The organism is Streptomyces sp. NBC_00986 (assembly GCF_045162565.1).
GTDB lineage: Bacteria > Actinomycetota > Actinomycetes > Streptomycetales > Streptomycetaceae > Streptomyces.
Map to the genome: position 1 here is coordinate 1,140,858 of NZ_CP108733.1, position 19,633 is coordinate 1,160,490.

The 19,633-nt window shown below is 69.4% G+C and carries 20 protein-coding genes; 6 read left to right on the forward strand and 14 right to left on the reverse strand.

The window, feature by feature from the left end:
* The first annotated feature begins 33 nt into the window (after nucleotides 1-33).
* Both OG504_RS05035 and OG504_RS05040 read left to right on the forward strand, forming a co-directional pair.
* Complete coding sequence (locus OG504_RS05035) at nucleotides 34-1,299, forward strand: PQQ-binding-like beta-propeller repeat protein (protein ID WP_405988597.1); 1,266 nt, start codon at nucleotides 34-36, stop codon at nucleotides 1,297-1,299.
* Nucleotides 1,300-1,333: 34 nt separating this feature from the next.
* The gene (locus OG504_RS05040; protein ID WP_405988598.1) at nucleotides 1,334-2,293 is read left to right on the forward strand and encodes a phosphotransferase family protein; all 960 of its coding nucleotides are present in this window, start codon (nucleotides 1,334-1,336) and stop codon (nucleotides 2,291-2,293) included.
* A gap of 65 nt (nucleotides 2,294-2,358) precedes the next feature.
* On the opposite strand, the gene OG504_RS05045 is transcribed toward OG504_RS05040, so the two are convergent.
* The 3 genes from OG504_RS05045 to OG504_RS05055 form a co-directional block, all read right to left on the reverse strand.
* Nucleotides 2,359-3,531 carry a DNA gyrase subunit B gene (locus OG504_RS05045; RefSeq protein ID WP_405988599.1) on the reverse strand — a complete coding sequence of 391 codons (1,173 nt, stop codon included), beginning with the start codon at nucleotides 3,529-3,531 and terminating at the stop codon, nucleotides 2,359-2,361.
* A 301-nt stretch (nucleotides 3,532-3,832) separates the two neighbouring features.
* The gene (locus OG504_RS05050; RefSeq protein ID WP_405988600.1) at nucleotides 3,833-4,201 is read right to left on the reverse strand and encodes a hypothetical protein; all 369 of its coding nucleotides are present in this window, start codon (nucleotides 4,199-4,201) and stop codon (nucleotides 3,833-3,835) included.
* A 72-nt stretch (nucleotides 4,202-4,273) separates the two neighbouring features.
* Nucleotides 4,274-4,426, reverse strand: coding sequence for a hypothetical protein (locus tag OG504_RS05055; protein WP_405988601.1), 153 nt, complete (start codon nucleotides 4,424-4,426; stop codon nucleotides 4,274-4,276).
* Between the two features lie 104 nt (nucleotides 4,427-4,530).
* Between OG504_RS05055 and OG504_RS05060 the strand changes: the two genes are divergently transcribed.
* Nucleotides 4,531-5,115: a hypothetical protein gene (locus tag OG504_RS05060; RefSeq protein WP_405988602.1), complete on the forward strand. Its 585-nt coding sequence runs from the start codon at nucleotides 4,531-4,533 to the stop codon at nucleotides 5,113-5,115.
* Nucleotides 5,116-5,184: 69 nt separating this feature from the next.
* Here the strand turns inward: OG504_RS05060 and OG504_RS05065 are convergent, their stop codons facing one another.
* From OG504_RS05065 to OG504_RS05085, 5 genes are all read right to left on the reverse strand, one after another.
* On the reverse strand, nucleotides 5,185-5,673 hold the full coding sequence (locus OG504_RS05065) for a flavin reductase family protein (protein WP_405988603.1): 489 nt from the start codon (nucleotides 5,671-5,673) through the stop codon (nucleotides 5,185-5,187).
* A 90-nt stretch (nucleotides 5,674-5,763) separates the two neighbouring features.
* Nucleotides 5,764-6,432, reverse strand: a complete 669-nt coding sequence (locus tag OG504_RS05070) for an HAD family hydrolase (RefSeq protein ID WP_405988604.1) — start codon at nucleotides 6,430-6,432, stop codon at nucleotides 5,764-5,766.
* A gap of 19 nt (nucleotides 6,433-6,451) precedes the next feature.
* Nucleotides 6,452-7,420 carry an LLM class F420-dependent oxidoreductase gene (locus OG504_RS05075; RefSeq protein ID WP_405988605.1) on the reverse strand — a complete coding sequence of 323 codons (969 nt, stop codon included), beginning with the start codon at nucleotides 7,418-7,420 and terminating at the stop codon, nucleotides 6,452-6,454.
* Between the two features lie 52 nt (nucleotides 7,421-7,472).
* The gene (locus tag OG504_RS05080; protein WP_405988606.1) at nucleotides 7,473-7,817 is read right to left on the reverse strand and encodes a hypothetical protein; all 345 of its coding nucleotides are present in this window, start codon (nucleotides 7,815-7,817) and stop codon (nucleotides 7,473-7,475) included.
* A gap of 619 nt (nucleotides 7,818-8,436) precedes the next feature.
* Complete coding sequence (locus OG504_RS05085) at nucleotides 8,437-8,787, reverse strand: PRC-barrel domain containing protein (protein ID WP_405988607.1); 351 nt, start codon at nucleotides 8,785-8,787, stop codon at nucleotides 8,437-8,439.
* 412 nt (nucleotides 8,788-9,199) lie between these two features.
* On the opposite strand from OG504_RS05085, the gene OG504_RS05090 reads away from it, so the two are divergent.
* Complete coding sequence (locus OG504_RS05090; RefSeq protein ID WP_405996255.1) at nucleotides 9,200-10,732, forward strand: FMN-binding glutamate synthase family protein; 1,533 nt, start codon at nucleotides 9,200-9,202, stop codon at nucleotides 10,730-10,732.
* 25 nt (nucleotides 10,733-10,757) lie between these two features.
* Here the strand turns inward: OG504_RS05090 and OG504_RS05095 are convergent, their stop codons facing one another.
* On the reverse strand, nucleotides 10,758-11,405 hold the full coding sequence (locus OG504_RS05095; protein ID WP_405988608.1) for a TetR/AcrR family transcriptional regulator: 648 nt from the start codon (nucleotides 11,403-11,405) through the stop codon (nucleotides 10,758-10,760).
* A gap of 151 nt (nucleotides 11,406-11,556) precedes the next feature.
* Here OG504_RS05095 and OG504_RS05100 point away from each other — a divergent pair, with 151 nt between their 5' ends.
* Nucleotides 11,557-12,621 (forward strand): medium chain dehydrogenase/reductase family protein, encoded by a 1,065-nt coding sequence (locus tag OG504_RS05100; RefSeq protein ID WP_405988609.1) that lies wholly within the window; start codon nucleotides 11,557-11,559, stop codon nucleotides 12,619-12,621.
* Between the two features lie 47 nt (nucleotides 12,622-12,668).
* Nucleotides 12,669-13,259, forward strand: coding sequence for an ester cyclase (locus OG504_RS05105; protein ID WP_405988610.1), 591 nt, complete (start codon nucleotides 12,669-12,671; stop codon nucleotides 13,257-13,259).
* Between the two features lie 14 nt (nucleotides 13,260-13,273).
* Here OG504_RS05105 and OG504_RS05110 read toward each other — a convergent pair whose 3' ends face one another.
* The 5 genes from OG504_RS05110 to OG504_RS05130 form a co-directional block, all read right to left on the reverse strand.
* Nucleotides 13,274-13,708 carry an NUDIX domain-containing protein gene (locus OG504_RS05110; protein ID WP_405988611.1) on the reverse strand — a complete coding sequence of 145 codons (435 nt, stop codon included), beginning with the start codon at nucleotides 13,706-13,708 and terminating at the stop codon, nucleotides 13,274-13,276.
* Nucleotides 13,709-13,771: 63 nt separating this feature from the next.
* Complete coding sequence (locus tag OG504_RS05115) at nucleotides 13,772-15,526, reverse strand: RICIN domain-containing protein (RefSeq protein WP_405996256.1); 1,755 nt, start codon at nucleotides 15,524-15,526, stop codon at nucleotides 13,772-13,774.
* Between the two features lie 56 nt (nucleotides 15,527-15,582).
* The gene (locus tag OG504_RS05120) at nucleotides 15,583-17,739 is read right to left on the reverse strand and encodes a beta-galactosidase (RefSeq protein WP_405988612.1); all 2,157 of its coding nucleotides are present in this window, start codon (nucleotides 17,737-17,739) and stop codon (nucleotides 15,583-15,585) included.
* Nucleotides 17,740-17,789: 50 nt separating this feature from the next.
* Nucleotides 17,790-18,725 (reverse strand): carbohydrate ABC transporter permease, encoded by a 936-nt coding sequence (locus OG504_RS05125; protein ID WP_405988613.1) that lies wholly within the window; start codon nucleotides 18,723-18,725, stop codon nucleotides 17,790-17,792.
* Nucleotides 18,722-19,633 (reverse strand): carbohydrate ABC transporter permease, encoded by a 912-nt coding sequence (locus tag OG504_RS05130; RefSeq protein WP_405988614.1) that lies wholly within the window; start codon nucleotides 19,631-19,633, stop codon nucleotides 18,722-18,724. The genes OG504_RS05125 and OG504_RS05130 overlap by 4 nt, the downstream gene beginning before the upstream one ends.

Here is a 19,633-nt window from a genome sequence, read left to right on the forward strand (position 1 = left end):
AAACATGGGCGCCCTACTCGCCGGGGGTGGCTGATGCGACAGGTTCGGATGACGCACGGGCTAATAGGTGCGGTCCTGTTCGGCGTGGCGGCGGTCGGCTGTGCGGGCTCCGGGGGCGCGCGGTCCACCGAGACAGGGCATACGACGACGACCGCGTCCCCGTCCCCCTCCGCGGCGACCTCCGCCGCGGCACAGACGGCCGACAGCGTTCAGGGCTCGTGGCGTGCCTGGACCAAGGACCTCTCCGGCTCGGAGGGGGTACAGGTCTGCGGTGCCACGGCCCATCAGGTCGTGTGCTCCACCGGCGCGGACGGTTTCGTCGGACGGTCCCGGACCGACGGCGCGGTCAGCTGGACGGTGCCCACGACCACCTCCGGCAAGAACCTCGGACTCGTCGTGGACAAGGCCGACGAACGCGCGGTGACCAGCGGCGGCCGCACCCTGCGCGCCGCGAACCTGCGCACCGGCAAGGCGGCCTGGTCCCACGGGCTGCCCGTCGACCGCGTGTACACCCAGTTCGTGGCGGCGGACGGAGTCGTCTACGCGCTCGACGCGTGGAGCAGTTTCGACCGCGAGCCGCGCGTCGCGCTCGGTGCCTACCGGGAGTCCGACGGTACGACGCTGTGGCACAGGACGGTGGACGCCTACCGCTCCGAGAGCCCGGCCGCGTTCGGCGGGCGCGTGTACACGACCGACTCCTCGAAGGTCACGGCGCGCGACGGCCGTACCGGCGATGCCCTCGCGACCACCACCTCGGGCACCAAGTGCCCGCACCTCATCGCCGGCGGCGACTACCTCGTCTGCTCGGGCAGCGCGTACACGACCGAGGACGCCTTTCCGCCCCTCCAGCGACTCGACCCGGGCGACCTCCGTCCGCTCGCCACCGCCGAGGACAGCGGCCAGAAGCCCGAACGCGCTCTGATCTCGGCCGACGGCGTGCTGATGCTCTTCGAGGTCAGTCCGGAGGATTCCGGCGTTGGTGACTGGAACGCCTACGACCTCAACCACCCGAGGAAACTGTGGAGTTACCACACGACCACGAAGGAAGCCGACCTGGTCGGCGGACGGTTCCTGACCTTCACCCCCGGCAACGACCCCACCGCCCGGGGACACATGATCAGCATCGACCTGCATGCCGGACCGCACGCGAAGGGATCCGCCGCACCACGCGTGTCACCGGCCTACCCGGAGACCGTGGACAGCGCGTACCCGGCACTCCTCAAGCCGGGAGGCGACCCGGACTACGTCGTCATCGAAACGATGGTCCATCACATCCTGCGGTCGGTGCCGCTGCCCTAGGAACAGCACAACAGGATGAAGGGGTGGCGCGACGATGCACCACGAAGAGGCGGGGGCCGTACGGCCGTTGACCCTGGCCTGGGTGCGCCGGCATCTCGAGGTCGGCGAACGGATCGTCGGAATCGAGGAGTTGCACGGTGGCATCACCGCCGAGATGCGGCGGCTGACCATCGGCACGCGGGGCGGAGGCTGCCGTGACCTGGTGCTGCGGACCTTCGTCGACCCGTACTTCGTGGCGCACGCCGAGGACCTGCTGAACCGCGAGGCCGACGCCCTCGCCCTGCTCGCGGACACCGACGTGCCGGCTCCCGCACCGGTAGCGGTGGATCCGGGCGCCGCGCACTGCGAATACCCCTCGCTCCTCATGAGTCATCTGTCGGGCCGGACGGTCGTCGCCGACGAGGGGCTGGAGGCGCGTGTCCCCCTGCTGGCCCGGCAACTCGTGGCGATCCACGCGCTGCGCCCCGCCGGCCGGCCCCAGGAGTACGAGGCGTGGACGACCGCCGACGCCGTCGTCCCTCCGCACGGCGCCGACGCGGTGGCCTGGGCCGCGGCGACCGACGTCATCCGCAAGCCCGCGCCCCGCTACGAGGGACGGTTCCTGCACCGGGATTTCCAGCCCGGCAATGTGCTGTTCGACGAGCCGCCCCACGACGCGGCAGGACTCCGTATCAGCGGCGTCGTCGACTGGGTGCAGACCTCCTGGGGACCGGCGGACCTCGATGTGGCGCACTGCTCCACGAACGTCGCGCTGCTCCACGGCCCGGCCTGGGGTCCGCGGTTCGCCGAGGCGTACGAGGAGGCCGGCGGGGTGCTGGCCGTGGCCGCGGGCGAGCGGTTGTACTGGCGGTCGCTGGACGCGCTGGCGTTCGCGTCCGGCGCGGAGTGGGTGGCTCGGCCGTGGCGGGAGGCGGGGAGGACTGAGCTGACGACGCGGGCTGTGGAGGAGCGGCTGGACGCCTACGTCGTCGACCTGTTGGAGGCCCTGGGCTGACCCGGTGCGGGAACTGGTTTCCCGCACCGGCAGCCGAGCTGTTCCGGACGGACCGTCCGTGGGTGTCAGTCCTGGCTGATGTCTCGTACGATCCCGGCGACGATGTCCGCGGCCCGCTCCGGCCGCTCCTCGAACCAGGTGCCGAGGTGCTCCCGGACGGCCTCCGCGACGCAGAGCCGCACCTCGGTGTTGCCCAGCAACGTGCATGTGGCGCCGAGGTATTCGGGTTGGTCGAGCTTCACCGACACGACCGCGGTGAGCCCCTCGACGATACCGTCGGCGCAGGCATCGAGGTCGGACGCGCCTGGCAGCTCCCGTTCCCGTGCGAACGTGGTGACCGCGTCCACAACTCCCTTGCGGAAGCCGTCCAGATGCGTACCGCCCCCGTGAGTGGCCAGGCTGTTGGCGAAGCCGCGTAGCTGCGCGCCGCGGGAGTACCCCCACAGCAGGGCCACCTCCATCGTCCCCGCCATTCTCTTGTCCTCCCGCTCGAAGCCGAAGACGTCCGCATGGGAGCACGCCCCCGCCTCCGCGTCGAGGGCGGCCACGAAGTCCCGCACCCCGTCCGGGAATTGGAACAGCACCCTCCGAACCCCGTTCGCCGGGCGTTCGTCGGTCAGTGAGATGACCAAGCCCCGGTTGAGGAAGGCCAGTTGACGGAATCGCTCCGCCAGCACAGGGAACGCGCACCATGTCGTCTCGAAGATCTCGGTGTCGGGCCAGAAGGAGATGGTCGTCCCCCTTCCGGTCGCCGAGCCACCGTCTCCGGTCAACGGGCCCTCGGTGTCGGGCTGTTCGACCTCGACACCGCGCGCGTACTCCTTGACCCATCGGGTCCCCTCGCCCCGCACCTCAGCCGTCAGCCGACTCGACAGGGCGTTGGCGACGAAGGGCCCCATGCCGAGGGGGGCAAGGACCGCAGTGCGCCGACCGATGGGGCCGGAACCGAACTGGAAGCTGGTCAACTGCGCTTCGAGGTCCGGGCCGTTGGGCCCACCACCTCCCGGCCCGTCGTCGGCGACCCGCACACCGCCGTCGGCCGTGAGCGTCACGTCGACGGAGCCGGCGCGGCCCGCCAGGACCTCGGTCACGGCCCGGTCGACGACATCCAACACGAGCTGGTACAGGCCGCGTTGGCCGGTCGAGCCGACGTACATCCCGGGCCGCTTCCGGACAGCTTCCCAGCCCTCCAGCACCTCGATGTGAGACGCGTCGTACTCCATGCCTTCCGCATTCACGAAGACCCCTCCCATGGCGTTCGGCAGATGACCTCAGCCTAGGCGAAACCACAAAAAACACCAGGTCAGAGGCGTTTCGGCGAGGCCGCAGACGGGTGGGTGAGGACGTGCCGCGAAGCGGGCGGCGCAGCCGTCACGCACCACACCCGGAACGCGTCCGAGGGTCCGCCGAAGCCGCGTACGGCCCCGTTCCGGGCGCCCCTGAGGGCCTCAATTCCGGTGTGCGACGGGCCAGTCGGGGAGGCGGATCGGATGCGGTGAACGATGACGTGGATACGAGTGGAGACGACTCGCATGACGTTCAGTCGCTCGGCGCCGGGGCCGCCAGCTTCGCGATGTCCTTGAGGAGGGGGCGGCAGCGGGAGAAGTTGTCGCGGCCCACCGTGAGTCGGCGTCCCCCGGCGGTGATGACGTACGTGGTGGGAATGATCGGGTTCCTGGACAGTCGTCGGACCTCGGTGACGTCGCGCCAGGCACAGACCGTTTCGCTGCCCGCGCCGTATGTGTCGACCATGCCGCCCTCGAAATGGACGATGCCGCCCTCACAGTTCCGCCACACGACGCGGGCGGCGAGCAACATTCCGACGATCACCACTAGACAGATGACGGCCCCCGCGTACGTCTTGCCGGACACGCCGTCGTTGACGGTGTCGATCACGACGACGGGCATCAGGAGGGCCACGAAACAGCAGCCCGACACCGCGAGGACCCACGCGCCGAACCGGGAACGGTCGTAGACGGCCTACAGCTCACCGAGCCCTGCCTCCCCGGCGGCACGCACCGCCGCCTCGCGCATCTCCTGGCCCATCCTCGGCATCGCGGCACCATATACCAGGCCCATGTCCACGGCCCGGTGTGGGACGGGCGGGCAGTGGATGGAGGTGCCGCGCGCCATCACAGGGAGCCAATGAGTGCCGCAGGGATGCGGTTCGCACAGATCCTCCGTCACAGTGGACGTACTCGGTCCAGGAGGAAGCCGTGGCGGGGGAAGAATTACCGATGCCGGAGTCCGGTCTGTTCGAGCTGGAAGCTGTCGTGGTGGGGCAGCCGAAGCGTTCGCGGTGGCGCGGTTACCCGGGCCCCGCGCTGACCGTGTCCACCGTCGAAGGGGCTCGGCTCGCCCTGGTCACGCACACGGACGACACCAACTACCTCCTCACGGCGACGTCCGGAGAGTTCATCGCCCGCATCAAAAGGCGTACGTCATATGGACAGTTCGGACCGGTGCGGTTCCGCTTCACCGATGTCGCGGACCGGGAGATCGGCACCGCCGTTGCCCGTGGACTCGTCAAGAGACGGCAGTTGAGCCTCCGAACGGAGCGGGGACGCCAGCTCCTCCTCACCTGGCGGGATTACGCGTCCATCGAATGGCAGCTCACGGAGACGGACCCGGAACAGCTTCCGGCGCCGGAGCTTCTCGGCAGGGTCACGGTGAGCACCGTCGACGCGTGGCTCGGGTTGCAGCAGTACGTCGTCGAAACCGACTCCGGACTGGACGCCTCCGAACGGCGGACCGTCATCGCCTCGGTCGTCTGTCTGCACCTGATCCGTCGACCTCCGGGTGGCGGAGCCTCTCCCGGCTGAGCGAGGCCGTGGTGCTGTGCCCGGGGTTCACCTGCCTGCCGTCGGTGACCAACACCCCAGCTCTGACGGTCAGTTCGCGGGATGGCCGGGGGTGATGTCGAGCGCGTCGTTCAGGGACAGCACTGTGGTGCGGCCGCCGTCGGCGTTCTCCACCGCCTCCGGGGCGAGCAGGAACCCGACATGGTCGCCGCCGTCGATCCGGTCCTCCACGCGTCCGACGAACCAGGCCGGGGCCTCGTCGAGGACGGGAGACCCGCCCGGCCCCGGGTGCCACGGGACGTCGGCGAACTTGTCGGTGCGGTCGCCGGTCTCGCCCCCGAAGAGCCGGGCCAACCGGTCCTGGTCACGGCGGAGCAGATGCACCGTGAGCCGCTCGGCACGCTCGGCCACCCGGAACGTCCGGTTGGCCCTCGACAGCCAGACCACGAAACGGGCGGGCCGGATCGAACACTGCGAGCCGAACCCGACCAGGCAGCCGGCCCGCTCACCGGCGGCCTCGGCGGTCACGACGTACATCGGAGGGTCGAGCAGATCGGTGAACGGGTCGAGATCGGTCATGGCGCTCCCTGTGTCTGTCCGGGTGGCCGGGACGACGTCGAAGTCATCCTCGGGACCACTCCCCTGCTCCCCGCAGGGAGGTTCATGGCGTCACTGGTCGGCGAAGACGCTCGTGTCGAGCCGTTCCAGAAGGTCGGCGGGGTCCCGGTACACGGCGTGGGCGCCGGCCGTTTCCAGGTCGGCGCGTGGGATCCCGCCGGACAGCACCGCCACGGGTGTTACCCCGTCCCGTACGGCGGCTTTCATGTCCCAGACGGTGTCGCCGACGAACACGGCCCGTTCGCTCACAACGTCCGCGAGTTCCCTGGCCTGCCGGACGGGGTCGGGGGCGGGTTTGCCGTCGGCGACATCGTCCGCGCTGGCCGCGCCGAGGATGACGTCGTCCGCGTCGATCGCGCGGCGCAGCGCGGAGAGTTCCGGGCCGCTCGCCGAGGTCGCCAGGACGATCGTCCAGCCCCGCCCGGCCAGCGCGCGCAGCAGGTCGCCCGCCGCGTCCAGCACCGGGAGCCGCTCGAAGTAGGTGGCGTAGAGGGCGTGATGGGCCGCGACGAACCGCTCGTCGTCCTCGGGGTCGCGGTCCTTACCCAGCAGGTGCTCGATCAGGTCGTCGCCGCCGAGGCCCACGGCCCGGTGGATCTCCGGCATGGGGACGCGGTGACCGCCCTGTCTGAACGCCTCCCACCAGGTCACGACGTGCAGGTGATTGGTGTCGACGAGTGTTCCGTCGACGTCGAAGATCGCGGCGCGTTTCGTGGTCATCGCGGGTGTCCTCGCTCTCTCACAGTTCGTAGCGGAGGGCGGGGAGCAGCTTCCGTTCGGCCCATTCCAGGTACGGCTCCTGGTGCTCGCCGCCGATCTGGACGAGCGCGACCTCGGTGAACCCCGCGTCCACGTAAGGCCGTACGGCCTCGACGACCGCCTCCACGTCGTCGCCGCAGGGAATCGACTCGGCCACGTCCTCGGGCCGTACGAACTGGGTGGCGCCCGCGAAGGCCGCGGGGCCCGGCAGTTCGGAGTTGACCGGCCAGCCGCCGGCGAACCAGCGGAACTGGTCATGGGCGCGGGCGATCGCCGCGTCTCGGTCGGTGTCGTAACAGATGGGCAGCTGGCCGACCTTGGGCTTGCCCGCGCCACCGTAGCCGTCGAACGCGGAGGTCAACTCCGGCCTGGGTTCGGTGGCGATCAGCAAGTCGGCGAGACGGCCCGCGAGTTCGCACGAGCTGTCGCCGGAAACGGCGACACCGATCGGCGGGGGTGTGTCGGGCAGATCCCACACCTTGGCGTTCTCCACGTCGAAGTGGGCGCCGTGGTGGTTGACGTTCTCCCCCGCGAGGAGCGCGCGGATGATCTCCACAGCCTCCTCAAGCCGCGCCAGCCGGACATGCGCGGCGGGCCAACCGCCGCCCACCACATGCTCGTTGAGGTTCTCCCCGGAGCCGAGACCGAGGCGGAACCGTCCCTGGGACAGGAGTTGGAGCGTGGCGGCCTTCTGGGCGACGACCGCCGGGTGATAGCGGGTCGTCGGACACGTCACGTACGTCATCAGCGGAATGCGCTCCGTGGCCTGCGCGGCGGCACCGAGCACGCTCCACGCGTAGGAGGCATGGCCCTGGGACTCCAGCCAGGGGAAGTAGTGGTCGGACGTGACGGAGAAGTCGAATCCGGCCCGCTCGGCGCCGACCACATGGGCCACCAGCTCCCGCGGACCGGCCTGCTCGGTCATCATCGTGTACCCGATCTTCACCATGGCGCTCATCTCCTCGTGGGTCGGGGTGGTGCCGGGACGGCTTCCCGCCTCGTCACCGCTTGCTGCTGAGCCGCAGATCGACCTCCTTCTCCTGGTCACCCGACGCCGCGCCCCAGTGGTCCACGGCGAACGCGGTGCTCAGGGCTTCGAACAGCTGGTCCACGGCGACGTAGCCACCCTGCAGCGTGGCGGAGACCGAACCCTCCAGGGGAATGGGACCGGTCGGGATCCATTCCTGCGTCGGCTCGAACTCCGCACTCCACACCACAGATGGGTCACCCGGCTGTTCGTGGGGCATGTCGTCGGAGGGCCCGTCGGTGGGGAACGCGTTCCGCAGGACGCCGAAGACGGTGGCGGCGTCTTCCTTGGACGCTCCGGTGAGATTCACAGTGGCCATCAGGCTCACTCTCCTTGGGTCGGACGGGGCTCGGATGATCAGCCGCACCCCTCTACGGTGTCGGCGCACGGCCCGGACGACCGCGTGCGTGTGGTCAAGGGGGCACGGCCGCGTGTCGGCGGGGCGGATCCGTCCTGCTGTCATGAGACGGGCCGTTCACTGGGCCAGGCGCGCGGAGCGTCAGCCGGTCGGTTCGTCGGGTACGGGGTGCCCGGGACGTGGGCTGCCGGAATGCGCGGCGCCCGTCTTCCCGGTGCCGGCCTCGTCTGTGTCGGGAATCTTCGGGTCGGGATTCTCCGGATCACGGCTCTCCGGCTCGCGCTGCTCGTCGGCCCCGGCCTGCTGATCGGGCGGATCCCTCGGTATCGGCTTCGGTTTCGGCCCTCCTGTGTTTCCTTGGGCTTCCGGGCGGGACTCGCTCACGGCGTTCTCGCTTCCTCTCGCAGGGTGGGTGTCAGACGCGGGTACCCCGACCGCCGACGACAAATCCGGCCTCGACACCCCTGACCTGCGGGCCGGACCGTGCAGAGGCCCAGAGCATCGTGAGACTGCCCGGGCACGGCGAAGGACGGGCACCGGCAGAACGCCGGTACCCGCCCCCTGTGCGTTGTGGTGACCGTCAGGCTCGGTGGTCTCCGTAGTAGCCGCCGACCTGCTCGTGGTAGCCGGCGTCACCGATGTGCTTGTCCTTGTCGAACTCGGGGGAGTTCTTGATCTCTTCCTTGGTGCGGCCGACGTGGATCGTCCGGTCCGCGACGTCGATGGTCGAGATGACACCGGCAGGGAGCAGAACCTGCTTGCCGAAGATCCACACTCCGGTGTCGACGACGATGTACGCGGCTCCGACGTCCTCGGAGTGCTTGTCGACCTTGCCGATCGAGCCGTCGCTCGCCTCGACCTTGAATCCGGTCAGGTCCGTACCCGTCTGATGGCCCGACTCTGCCGGGTAACCCCACATGTTGTCCGTCATACAAAACCTCCCCTTGTAGTGCGTGAATACCGAGGAAACCCGTCCGGCATTCCGGTGGGCGTCCCTCGGCGGGTCGAGTGCCCATCGTTTTTGGTCCCACACAATTTGAAATGTCGACTACGCATCAATAGATCGCGAATCCGGCGCCTCCAAAAAATCACCGCGAGGAGAAGTAGAAGAATCATCACAGCCATGTCGATTCCTCTTTCCGGAAGACCGTGGTGCCCTCTGTTCCGTATGGCATGCGGATGTTTTCCGGCCTCGTTTCCACGGCACGTCGCCGACCGTCCCGACCGAGGCCTTTCGCCAGGTCGACGCGGCCGGTCCGCATGGGACTGGTCGAGCGGGTTACCCGTGGGGCGTGCTGAGAATCGGATTGATCGCCGTGGTCGTGGGTGCCGCCCTCGCGGCGATGGGTGTGGCCCTGGCCGTGTCCCCCTGGTGGTGGACGGCCGCCATACCGCTGGCCGCGGTCGGCGCGCTCGGTGTGTGGGACCTGGTCCAGCGGCGGCACTCGGTGCTGCGGAACTATCCGGTGCTCGGGCATGCCCGTTTCCTGCTGGAACGCATCCGCCCCGAGTTGCAGCAGTACTTCGTCGAGCGGAACTTCGACGGCCGCCCCTTCGACCGGGACATCCGCAGCATCGTCTACGAACGGGCCAAAGGCACCGCCGCCGAAGAACCGTTCGGCACCGAACGCGACGTCTACCAGACGGGCTACGAGTACCTGGTGCCCTCGATGGCTCCCCGCCCGGTACCCGAACACCCACCGCGCATACGGATCGGGGGCCCGGACTGTGCCCGGCCGTACGACATGGCCCTGCTGAACGTCTCCGCGATGAGCTTCGGCTCGCTGTCCGCCAACGCCGTACTCGCGCTCAACCAGGGGGCCGCGGCGGGCGGTTTCGCGCACGACACCGGTGAGGGCGGACTGTCGGAGTACCACCTGCGCCCGGGCGGCGACCTGGTCTGGGAGATCGGTACCGGCTACTTCGGCTGCCGGACCCGGGACGGGGACTTCGATCCGGGGGAGTTCACCGAGAAGGCGTCGGCCGAGAGCGTCAGGTGTGTGTCGCTGAAGCTGTCGCAGGGCGCCAAACCCGGTATCGGCGGTGTCCTGCCCGGCGCCAAGGTGAACGCCGAGATCGCCCGGGTGCGGGACGTACCGGAGGGCGAGACGGTCATCTCACCGCCGTATCACCAGGTGTTCTCCACACCCCGCGAACTCGTCCGCTTCATCGCGCGGATACGGCAGCTGTCCGGTGGCAAGCCCGCCGGCTTCAAACTGTGCCCCGGTTCGCGCCGGCAGTTCCTCGCCGTGTGCAAGGCAATGATCGAGGAGGGCACCGCGCCCGACTTCATCATCGTCGACGGCGCGGAAGGCGGCACCGGCGCCGCCCCGCTCGAATTCGCCGACCACGTCGGCACACCGCTCACCGAGGGCCTCACCACCGTCCACAACGCCCTGGTCGGCACCGGCCTGCGGGACCGGATCCGGATCGGCGCCAGCGGCAAGATCGCCACCGGGACGGACCTCGTCAAACGGCTGATCCAGGGCGCCGACTACGGCAACGCCGCCCGGGCCATGATGTTCGCAGTCGGCTGCATCCAGGCCCAGCGCTGCCACACCAACACCTGCCCCGTCGGCGTCACCACCCAGGACCCGCGCCGGGCCCGCGCACTCGACGTCGACGACAAGGCCACACGCGTACAACGCCTCCAAGAGGCCACCGTCACCAGCGCCCTGCAGATCATGGCCTCCATGGGAGTCACCGACCCCGCACAGCTCAGGCCCCACATGCTGCACCGGCGCGTCGACCCCCAGACCGTGCGCTCCTACGACGTGCTCTACGACTGGCTCTCCCCCGGTCAACTCCTGGTCGAACCCCCGGCCGACTGGGCCGCCGACTGGAAGGCCGCCGACCCCGACCACTTCACCGTCTGACCCGCGGCGATCCGTCGGACCGCGCCTACCGATCCGCCAGCCCGGCCAGTTCCGAGTCGAAGAACATCGACGGGTCGAACCCCATGCCCGTGAAATGTCCCGCGAGTTCCAGGGACAGGACGCCGTGCAGGCGGGTCCAGAAGGTCAGGGCGCGGTGGAGTGCCGCGGGTGGGGCGGGGTGGTCCCCCGCCCAGTGCCGATGGGCACCCAGGTCGACCACGAACGGGGTCGCGGGACCGTCCGCGGGGAGCGCCGCGCTCGCGTCCAGCAGGACCGCCATGATCTCGGACGCGATGCCGGTGATGTCGTCGGGCGCGTGATAGCCGGGGACGGGTGTGCCGTAGACGAGGAAGTAGCGCTGCGGATCGGCGAGGGCCCAGTCACGCAGGGCGTGGGCCAGTCCGGGCAGGTCGGCGCCTGACTCGGCGGCCTCGTGGAAGGTGTCGGCGAGGCTGCGGTAGGCGTCCCGGATGAGTTCGGTGATCAGGTCGTCGCGGCTGGCGAAGTAGCGGTAGAGGGCGGGTCCGCTCATGCCCATCCGCTTGGCGATCGCGTTGAGGGAGAGCGCGGAGGCGCCCGCCGTGGCGATCTGCTCCCGCGCGTGTTCCTTGACCTCGGCGCGCACCTGGTCGCGATAGCGCTCGCGCGGGGTCTTCGTGCCTGTTTCCGCCATGACCGGCCGCCTTCCGCTCCCACTCGACTACATGCTCACGCTTCAGTTAGAAGCTATCACGATAGCTATTGACGACCCCTTCTCGCATGAGTTACAACTTATAACGAACACGAAGGCACCTAGCTCGCAGCGGATCGCAGTGGAGGTCACCATGAACAACACGGACAACACGAACCACGTGCACAACACCACCGACGCACTCGTCGAGGTCGTCCTGCCGGGCATGGTGGAGCCGGAGGGCCTGGAGGTCCGGCACGGAGCGGTTCCCGTCGCGGGCCCCGGCCAGGTCGTGATCCGGATGGAGGCGACCGGGGTCTCCTTCGCCGAGCAGCAGATGCGCCGCGGCAAGTACTACGACCAGCCCCCGTTCCCCTTCGTCCCCGGCTACGACCTGGTCGGCACCGTCCAGAGCACCGGCGCGGGCGTCGAGCCCGGCCTGGCCGGCACCCGGGTGGCCGCCCTGGTCAAGGTCGGCGGCTGGGCCAGCCATGTGGCGGTCGACGCGGCCGACGTGGTGCCGGTGCCCGAGGGGATCGGCGCGGCCGAGGCGGAGACCGTGGTCGTCAACGGAATCACCGCCTGGCAGATGCTGCACCGCAAGGCCCGCGTCCGTGCCGGCCAGACGATCCTGGTGCACGGTGCGAACGGCGGAGTCGGCACCGTTCTGGTCCAACTCGCCCACGCAGCAGGGGTGCACGTGATCGGCACGGCGTCCCCGCGCCACCACGACGCGCTCCGCGAGCAGGGCGTGGACCCCATCGACTACCGCACCCCGGACCTCGCCGCCCGCGTCCGCGAGCTCTCCCCGCGCGGAGTGGACGCCGTCTTCGACCACGTCGGCGGCCCCAGCGTCGTCCGGTCCTGGCACCTCCTCGCCCCCGGCGGCACGCTCGTCTCCTACGGCAGCGCCTCCACCCGCGACGACGAGGGCTCCAAGCAGCTGCCCGTGCTCAAGATCCTGGGCCGGGTCTGGACGTGGAACGCGCTGCCGAACGGCCGTCACGCCTACTTCTTCAACGTCTGGGCCGGCCGGGCCCTGAGCAAGAACAAGTTCCGCGCCCAGCTCAGCGCCGACCTCACCCAGGTCTTCGCGGCCCTCCAGCGCGGTGAGGTCAACGCCCAGATCGCGGCCCGACTCCCGCTCGCCCGCGTCGCGGACGCCCTGCGCCTGGCCGAGTCCGGCACGGTCGCCGGCAAGGTCGTCCTGACCCCGTGACGCGCCCCGCCCTCCCCGCTTCTCCACCCCTCTCGAAAGGACCTGCCATGACCACCGTCCCGCCCGCCCACACCACCCGACGCCCCCGCGCCCGGCTGCTCGTCCCGGCGGCGCTCGCTGCCCTGGTCTGCACGGTCATGACCGCCACCGCTTCGGACGCGTCACCCAAGTCCCCCTCGACGACGGCGATCACGACCGTCCAGAGCCACCACGAGGGCACGCAGCGGCCGAAGGCGATGCTCGAAGACTGGCTCCGCCTCTGGAACGGCGACTACGACCGCGCGCCGGGCATCATCTCCCCCGCCTTCCGCGTCCACGCCGCCCTGCTCGACGGCGGCGACGGCAGCTCGATCCGGGGTGCCGACGGGTTGGTCGCATGGATCGAGCAGACCCGCGCGGCGTTCCCGGACCTACGCTTCACCGAGCAGGTCACGCCCCTGATCGACGGTCGTTACGCATCTGTACGGTGGACGGCCACCGGCGCCTACGCCGGCGGCTTCCCCGGCGCCAAGGCCGAGCCCGGGACCGTGGTCACGTTCACCGGCACCGACACACTCCGGATGCGGGACGGCAGGTTCGTGGAGTACTGGGTCAACACCGACACCCTCCAACTCCTCACCCAGCTCAAGGTGTTGTGACCACCGTGCGGCTGTCAGGCGCCCCAGGCCTCGACATGCGCGAGCACATGGTCGGCCAGCTCGGCGGGCTGAAGGTTGAGGGCCGCCACGGCTTGGCGGCTCAGGGCGACCCGGACCGGTTCGAAGTCGCCCGTGTCGGGGTCGTCGAGTTCGGGACCGTGCCGGCGGTCCAGGTCCATGTCCAGCAGGTCGGCGAGGAAGTAGTGCTGGACGACGGTGCACGTCCCGCGCGGTTCGGTCAGGGTCAGGAACTCGGTGGCGGGACCGATCGTGGCCCCGATCTCCTCCAACGCCTCGCGGCGCAGGGCCGCTTCGAGGTCCGCGTCCTCGGGCTCGACACTCCCGCCGACGGTCGTGCAGTACGGATCGCCTTCCGGCCAGCCTCGCTTCAGGAACACCAGATGACCGTGGTCGAGCAGAACGACACGCGCCTTGTGACGAACCCTCATGTCCCCAACGGTAGTGGGCAGACCGGCAGTTCACCCCGGATGTCGACCGGCCCGTCCACGGCTCTACCGCACGAGCTTCCACTCCTGCGAACCGTCCGCCGCCGTGTTCTGCAGGGTCAGCGGCGCCCCGTCGGACGCGCCGGTCAGGTACAGGCTCGTGTTCTTGACCGACTGCAAGCGATAGAACCCGTCGCTGGTCTTCACCAGATTCCAGCTGCCGGTGGCACTGTTGTCGACCCACTGTCCGATCCGCTGGCCGACCGTCGCGTTGCCGGTCCAGATCGCCGCCGCTCGGCCGCCCGACTTGTTCAACAGCGAGACTCCGCCGCTGGGTTCGGTCACCACATGCCAGTACTGGGTGTCCCGGTCCGCGGCGGAGCCGCGGGCCTCCAGGACGACATCGGGGACGTTCCCGTTGCCGATGTTCGCGTCGTTGGACTTCCCGCCGGTGCCGATCACCTGGCCGGTCCTCCGGTTCACCAACCGGTAGTAGGCGCCCTTCGACCGTCCGAGGTCGACCTCGGCGTAGGCGATCGTCGAGGTGCCCTGATTGTTGAGGATCGCGATACGGCCGGTGGCGTCGACGTACTGCAGGTCGCGGCTGTAACCGGCCCGCGAAGTCGTCTGGTACTCCTTCCAAATCCCGTCGCTACGACCGCTCTTGTTGACCCAGACGTTGCCACTGCCGGCCGCGTTGTAGACCAGGCCTCCCCCGGGCAGCCTGATCACGACCGGACTGCCGCCCGTCGCGAGCGGACGGGAGCCGGTGTCGACCGGCAGCGAGGTGACGGCACCGCCGGTTGCCGAACTCCGGTAGAAATCAAGCGGGTTGTCGGCAAGCACATACCGGGTGTTGGCTCCGCCGCCCCAGTACTCGTACGTGAGCAGCCACTTGCCGTCCGTGGTCCGCACGACGTTCGTCATGCCCGGCCGCCCGCCACCGATCTCGGTCTTGCCGCCACCCATGGACTGGGTCAGCCCCGCGACGTCGACGACGGGTCCGCTCCACTTGGTGCTGCGTCCGTTCCAGGTCCGGTGGGCGAGGATCTGGCCGTGCGAGTCCGTGGCGGTGTCGTTGGCGGGGTCGAGTGTCGGGGCACCCGTGGTCACGTCGAAGGCGGTGTAGTCGTTCTCGTCGGAGTAGTAGCAGACGAGTTGGCCCTTGTAGACCATCAAGTACGGCTCCCAGACGGGGTCGACCTGCTGATGTGTGTTGGCCGTGGCGACGTTCTGTCCGATCGCGCCCGCGCTGCCACCCTGCCAGCCGCCGGTCGCGATGACGTTGACGACCTTCCAGGACGCGCCGCCGTCGGTGCTGGAGTAGAGCGCGATGGCGAGGTCGCTGCGGTCACCGTCGTTGGAGGGCGTCCAGTTGGGGTCGGCCGCCTTGTGTTCCTTGTAGTACGCGTCGTCGCCCGACACGACACTCGCCAGGAGGAGCGTGCCCCGCTTCAGCTTTCCGACGCTCTGCGGAAGCGTGTAGAGGTAGGGGTTGGTCCAATTGCTCGTGTACTTCGCGTACTTGGGATCCTTGGAGAGATACGCGGGAGCCTTGACCTCCGACAGCGGCTGCCAGCTCGTCCCGTGGTCGTCGCTCTTGTAGACCGGGAGCGTCTGCCCGTCGGCACTGCCCGTGGCCGACACGACGGTGGACTTCTCGAACGACGCGACCAGCCGCCCGCCGGGCAGTTGGGCCGACTTCGGGTAGACGGCGCAGTTGCCCCGCCCCTTCAAGCACGGTTCGTTGCCGAGCTGATAGAGGATGCCGCCCGTCGGGTTGTACGCCTGCGCACCGGTGGCCATGGGCAGCGCCAGCATCGCCGCGGCCCCGACGAACGTACCCAGCGCCTTGACCGCTCTGCTTCTTCGCACAGCTACTCCTTCGCGTCGATCGGGGAAACGAGTACGCGTACGTCCCACGGGCCGAGCTCCAGCACCGCGCCCGCGGGGAGGGCCGCGCCGTCCAGGGCGTCGGCGAGATCGACCGGTACCGACGAACGGGCGGGCTCCCAGCTCCAGTTGTGGACGATGTGCACCCGCCGGCCGTCGGGCGAGGTACCGGTGGTCGCCGTGACGGACGCCGGCAGTTCGCCCCACCCGTTCCGGGCGGCCGGCGCCAGCCACTCGGCCAGCGCGCGGGCGAGATCACGGCCGGGCACGGTGCCTACGTAGGTGACCCGCCCTTCCCCGTGACGGCGGGTGGTCACGGCGGGCCAACGCCCGAAGTGCGGGTGCTCGTACGTCGCGAGCACCTCGGCGTCGGCGACGGTCAGGCCGTCCGCCCAGTGCGTCGCCGTCGCGGTCTCCGGCAGCGCGAGCGGGCCGCCGGGCACGGGCCGCACGGGCACGGCCTCCCCGAGGTTGCTGAATTCGTCGTACGACACTCCCGCCGCGTCGGTGAGACGGGCGGGGGCCGGTTCGTGCCGGGCGCGTGCCTCGTGATCGGCATAGCCGGTGCGGGGGCCGAGGACCAGGTGGCCGCCGGCCTGCGCGTAGGCGGCGAACCAGTCGAGGGTCGTGTCGTCGGCGAGATACAGGGCGGGGACGACAAGCACGGGGTGGCGGCGGGCGGCCTCCCCCGGGGCCATGCCTTCGCGTTCGCCGCGTGGGTCGTGGAGTTGGCGGGCGTGGACGACGCGGACCTGTCGCCCGGCGTCGAAGGCGCCGCGGTAGAAGGGGTCGAGGATGCGGTGGTAGGCGGCGGGGTCCGGTTCGCCGTCCGGGGTCGCGAGGGGCGGGTGCTTCTGCATCAGCCACTTGCTGGGGGTGGAGTAGACGATCGTGATGTCGGCGTCCGGTTCGAGACCGGCGACGAGCGGTCCCACGGCCTCGAACTCCTCTCCCAATCGGGCGAGTTCAACGTAGGTACGGCCCGGTCGGCCGCTGTGCGGGAGGACTCCGCCCCAGTAGGTCTCGGCGCCGAAGCGCAGGGTCTGCCACTGCCAGTACTCGATCATGCGGGCCCCGCGGCCGACGAGAGCCCAGGCGGCCTGGCGCCACTGGCCGTCGTAGGCGGGGCGGTTGTCCCAGGCCATGCCGATGGAGTTGGCGTTGGTCTCGGTGACCAGGAACGGCTCCTGGCGAGAGGAGAACATCCAGTCGGCGGTCTGGTAGAGCGACCAGACGCCGGTGGTCTTCCACTTCTGCTCGTGGGTGTCCGGGGTCGGGTCGGGCAGCAGGAGGCCGTCCTGCATGTCGTAGTACGGGTTGCCGGTGGCGATGTCGAGACGGTCGGTCAGCTCGTCGTCCTCAACTGCCGGGCGGGTGTAGGAGATACAGGTCGTGACGAAGTGCTCGGCGTGGGCGTACTCACGGACGATGTCGGCCTGCCAGCCGATGAACTCGGTGCACTGGCGGGCCTGGAACTCCCGCCAGGCGACGTCGTATTGGGGCTGTACGTTGCCGTCGGGGGTCCACAGGTCGGCCCAGGTGGACAGGCGGTGGGACCAATAGACCAGGCCCCACTCGCGGTTGAGGGTCTCGACGTCGCCGTACTTCTCGCGCAGGTGGTCGGTGAAGCGCTGGAAGACGCCGTGGTTGTGGAACAGCTCCAGGCCCGGTTCATTGTCGACCTGGAAGCCGATGACGGCCGGGTGGTCGGCGTACCGGGCGACGACCTTGCGGATGATCCGCTCGGCGTGGAAGCGGAACGCGGGGTGGGTGAAGTCGACTTCCTGCCGGGCGCCCCAGCCGATGCGCTCGCCGGTGCGCCGTTCGCCGGTGATCTCCGGGTACTGGCGGGCCAGCCACGGCGGTACGGCGTAGGTGGGGGTGCCGAGGATGACGGAGATGCCGCGTTCGTGGGCGCCGTCCAACACCGGTTGGAGCCAGTCGAGTTGGAAACGGCCGTTCTCGGGTTCCCAGGTCGACCAGACCGACTCGCCGATCCGGATGACGGTGAAGTGCGCTTCGGCCATGAGGTCGAGGTCGGTCTTGAGCTGCTCGTCGGGCCGTACGTCGGGGCCGTAGGCGGGCTGGTACTCGTGGTAGTAGGCGGCACCGAACAGAACGCGGGCGGGCAGATCCGCCATGGACAAACCTCCGGAACGCAGGGGGTGTTGGGGGGGTGTTGCTGTGGGGGTTACTGCTTGACGCCGCCGGTGGCCAGGCCGCTCTGCCAGTACCGCTGGAGCAGCAGGAAGGCCAGGACGAGCGGGATGATCGAGATCAGGGAGCCGGTCACGACGAGGGCGAGCATGTCGCTGCTGGCTCCGGCGCCGCCGTTCTGCGCCTGGGCGGCCCAGGAGGAGAGCCCGACCGTGATGGGGTACAGGTTCGGGTCGTTGAGCATGATCAGCGGCAGGAAGTAGTTGTTCCAGGTGGCCACGAGCGTGAACAGGATGACCGTCACCAGGCCGGGTGCGAGCAGCCGGAGCCCGATCGTGCAGAAGATCCGGAACTCTCCGGCGCCGTCCATGCGGGCGGCCTCGATGAGGCTGTCGGGGACGGCGTCCTCGGCGTAGATCCGCATGAGATAGAGGCCGAACGGGCTGATGAGGGAGGGCAGGATGACCGCCCAAGGGGTGTTCACCAGGCCCGCCTTGGCGAAGAGCAGGTAGGTGGGGATCGCCAGCGCGGTGGTCGGGATCATGATGGCGCCGAGGACCAGATTGAACGCGGCGCCGTGACCGCGGAAGCGGTACTTCGCGAAGCCGTAGCCGGCCGCCGCCGCGAGCAACGCGGCACCGAGCGCGCTCGCCCCGGCGTAGAGAACCGTGTTGAGCAGCCAGCGCCCGAACACGCCGTCGTCCTGGGTGAAGGTGGCCTTGATGTTCGACAGCAGCTGCGGGGCGTGCGAGAACCACAGGCCGAAGCTGTTGAACAGGTCCTGGGTGCTCTTGGTCGAGGCGATCAGCAGCCAGAAGAGGGGCAGCAGGAAGTACGCGAGGACGGCCAGCATCGCGATGGTGAGCGGAGTGCTGCGGCGACGGGTCGACGACCGGCGCGGCACGCGGGTCTCGGCGTCAACTCGCTTCACTGGCGCTTCTGTTGAGGCGGCGGACGTCACGGTGGTCATGCGGTCCTCCTGCGGTTCGCGGTGAGCAGGAAGGCGTACGACACGATCACGATGACCAGCCCGAGGATGAAGGACACCGTGGCCGCGTAGTTGGTCTGCTGGCTGATGAAGGCGACGGAGTAGGCGTAGAGGTTGGCGGTGTAGGAGCTGTCGATGACGTCCGGGGCGACGCTCATGAGCAGCTTCGGTTCGTTGAAGAGCTGGAAGCTGCCGATCACCGAGAACAGGACGGTGAGGGTCAACGCCGGGCGCAGCGCCGGGAGTTTGATGGACCAGGCGATCCGCCAGGCGCCGGCGCCGTCCATGGCCGCCGCCTCGTACAACTCGGCGGGGATGGTGCGCAGCGCGGCGTACAGGATGATCATGTTGTAGCCGACGAACTCCCAGGTGACGATGTTCGCGAGGCTGCCGAGCATCCAGCCGTCGGTGAGGAAGTGCGGGGCCGGCAGGTGGAGGTCGTGGCTGATCTGGGCGAAGGGGCCGAAGTCGGGGCCGTAGAGGTAGCCCCACATCAGGGTGGCGATCACGCTGGGGACGGCGTACGGGACGAAGATGCCGAGGCGGATCACCCGGGCCAGGCGGAGCAGGCCGCTGTCCAGCGCGAGTGCGAAGCACAGGGCGAGCACCAGCATCACGGGGACCTGGATGACGAAGAACAGGGCAACTCGACCCAGTCCTTTGAGGAGTTGAGGGTCCTTGAGGGCCGTGACGTAGTTGTCGAGGCCGACGAAGGTCGAGCCACCGATGAGCTTCTCCTGGAAGAGACTCAGGTAGGCGGCGTAGCCGAGCGGGGCGAGGAAGAGCAGCAGGAAGAGCACCATGAACGGGGCGATGAACAGGGCGCCCGTTGTGCCGAGTTGGCGTCGACGGGGCGAGGAGTTCGTACGGGAGGGGGCTGTGGTGGCCAT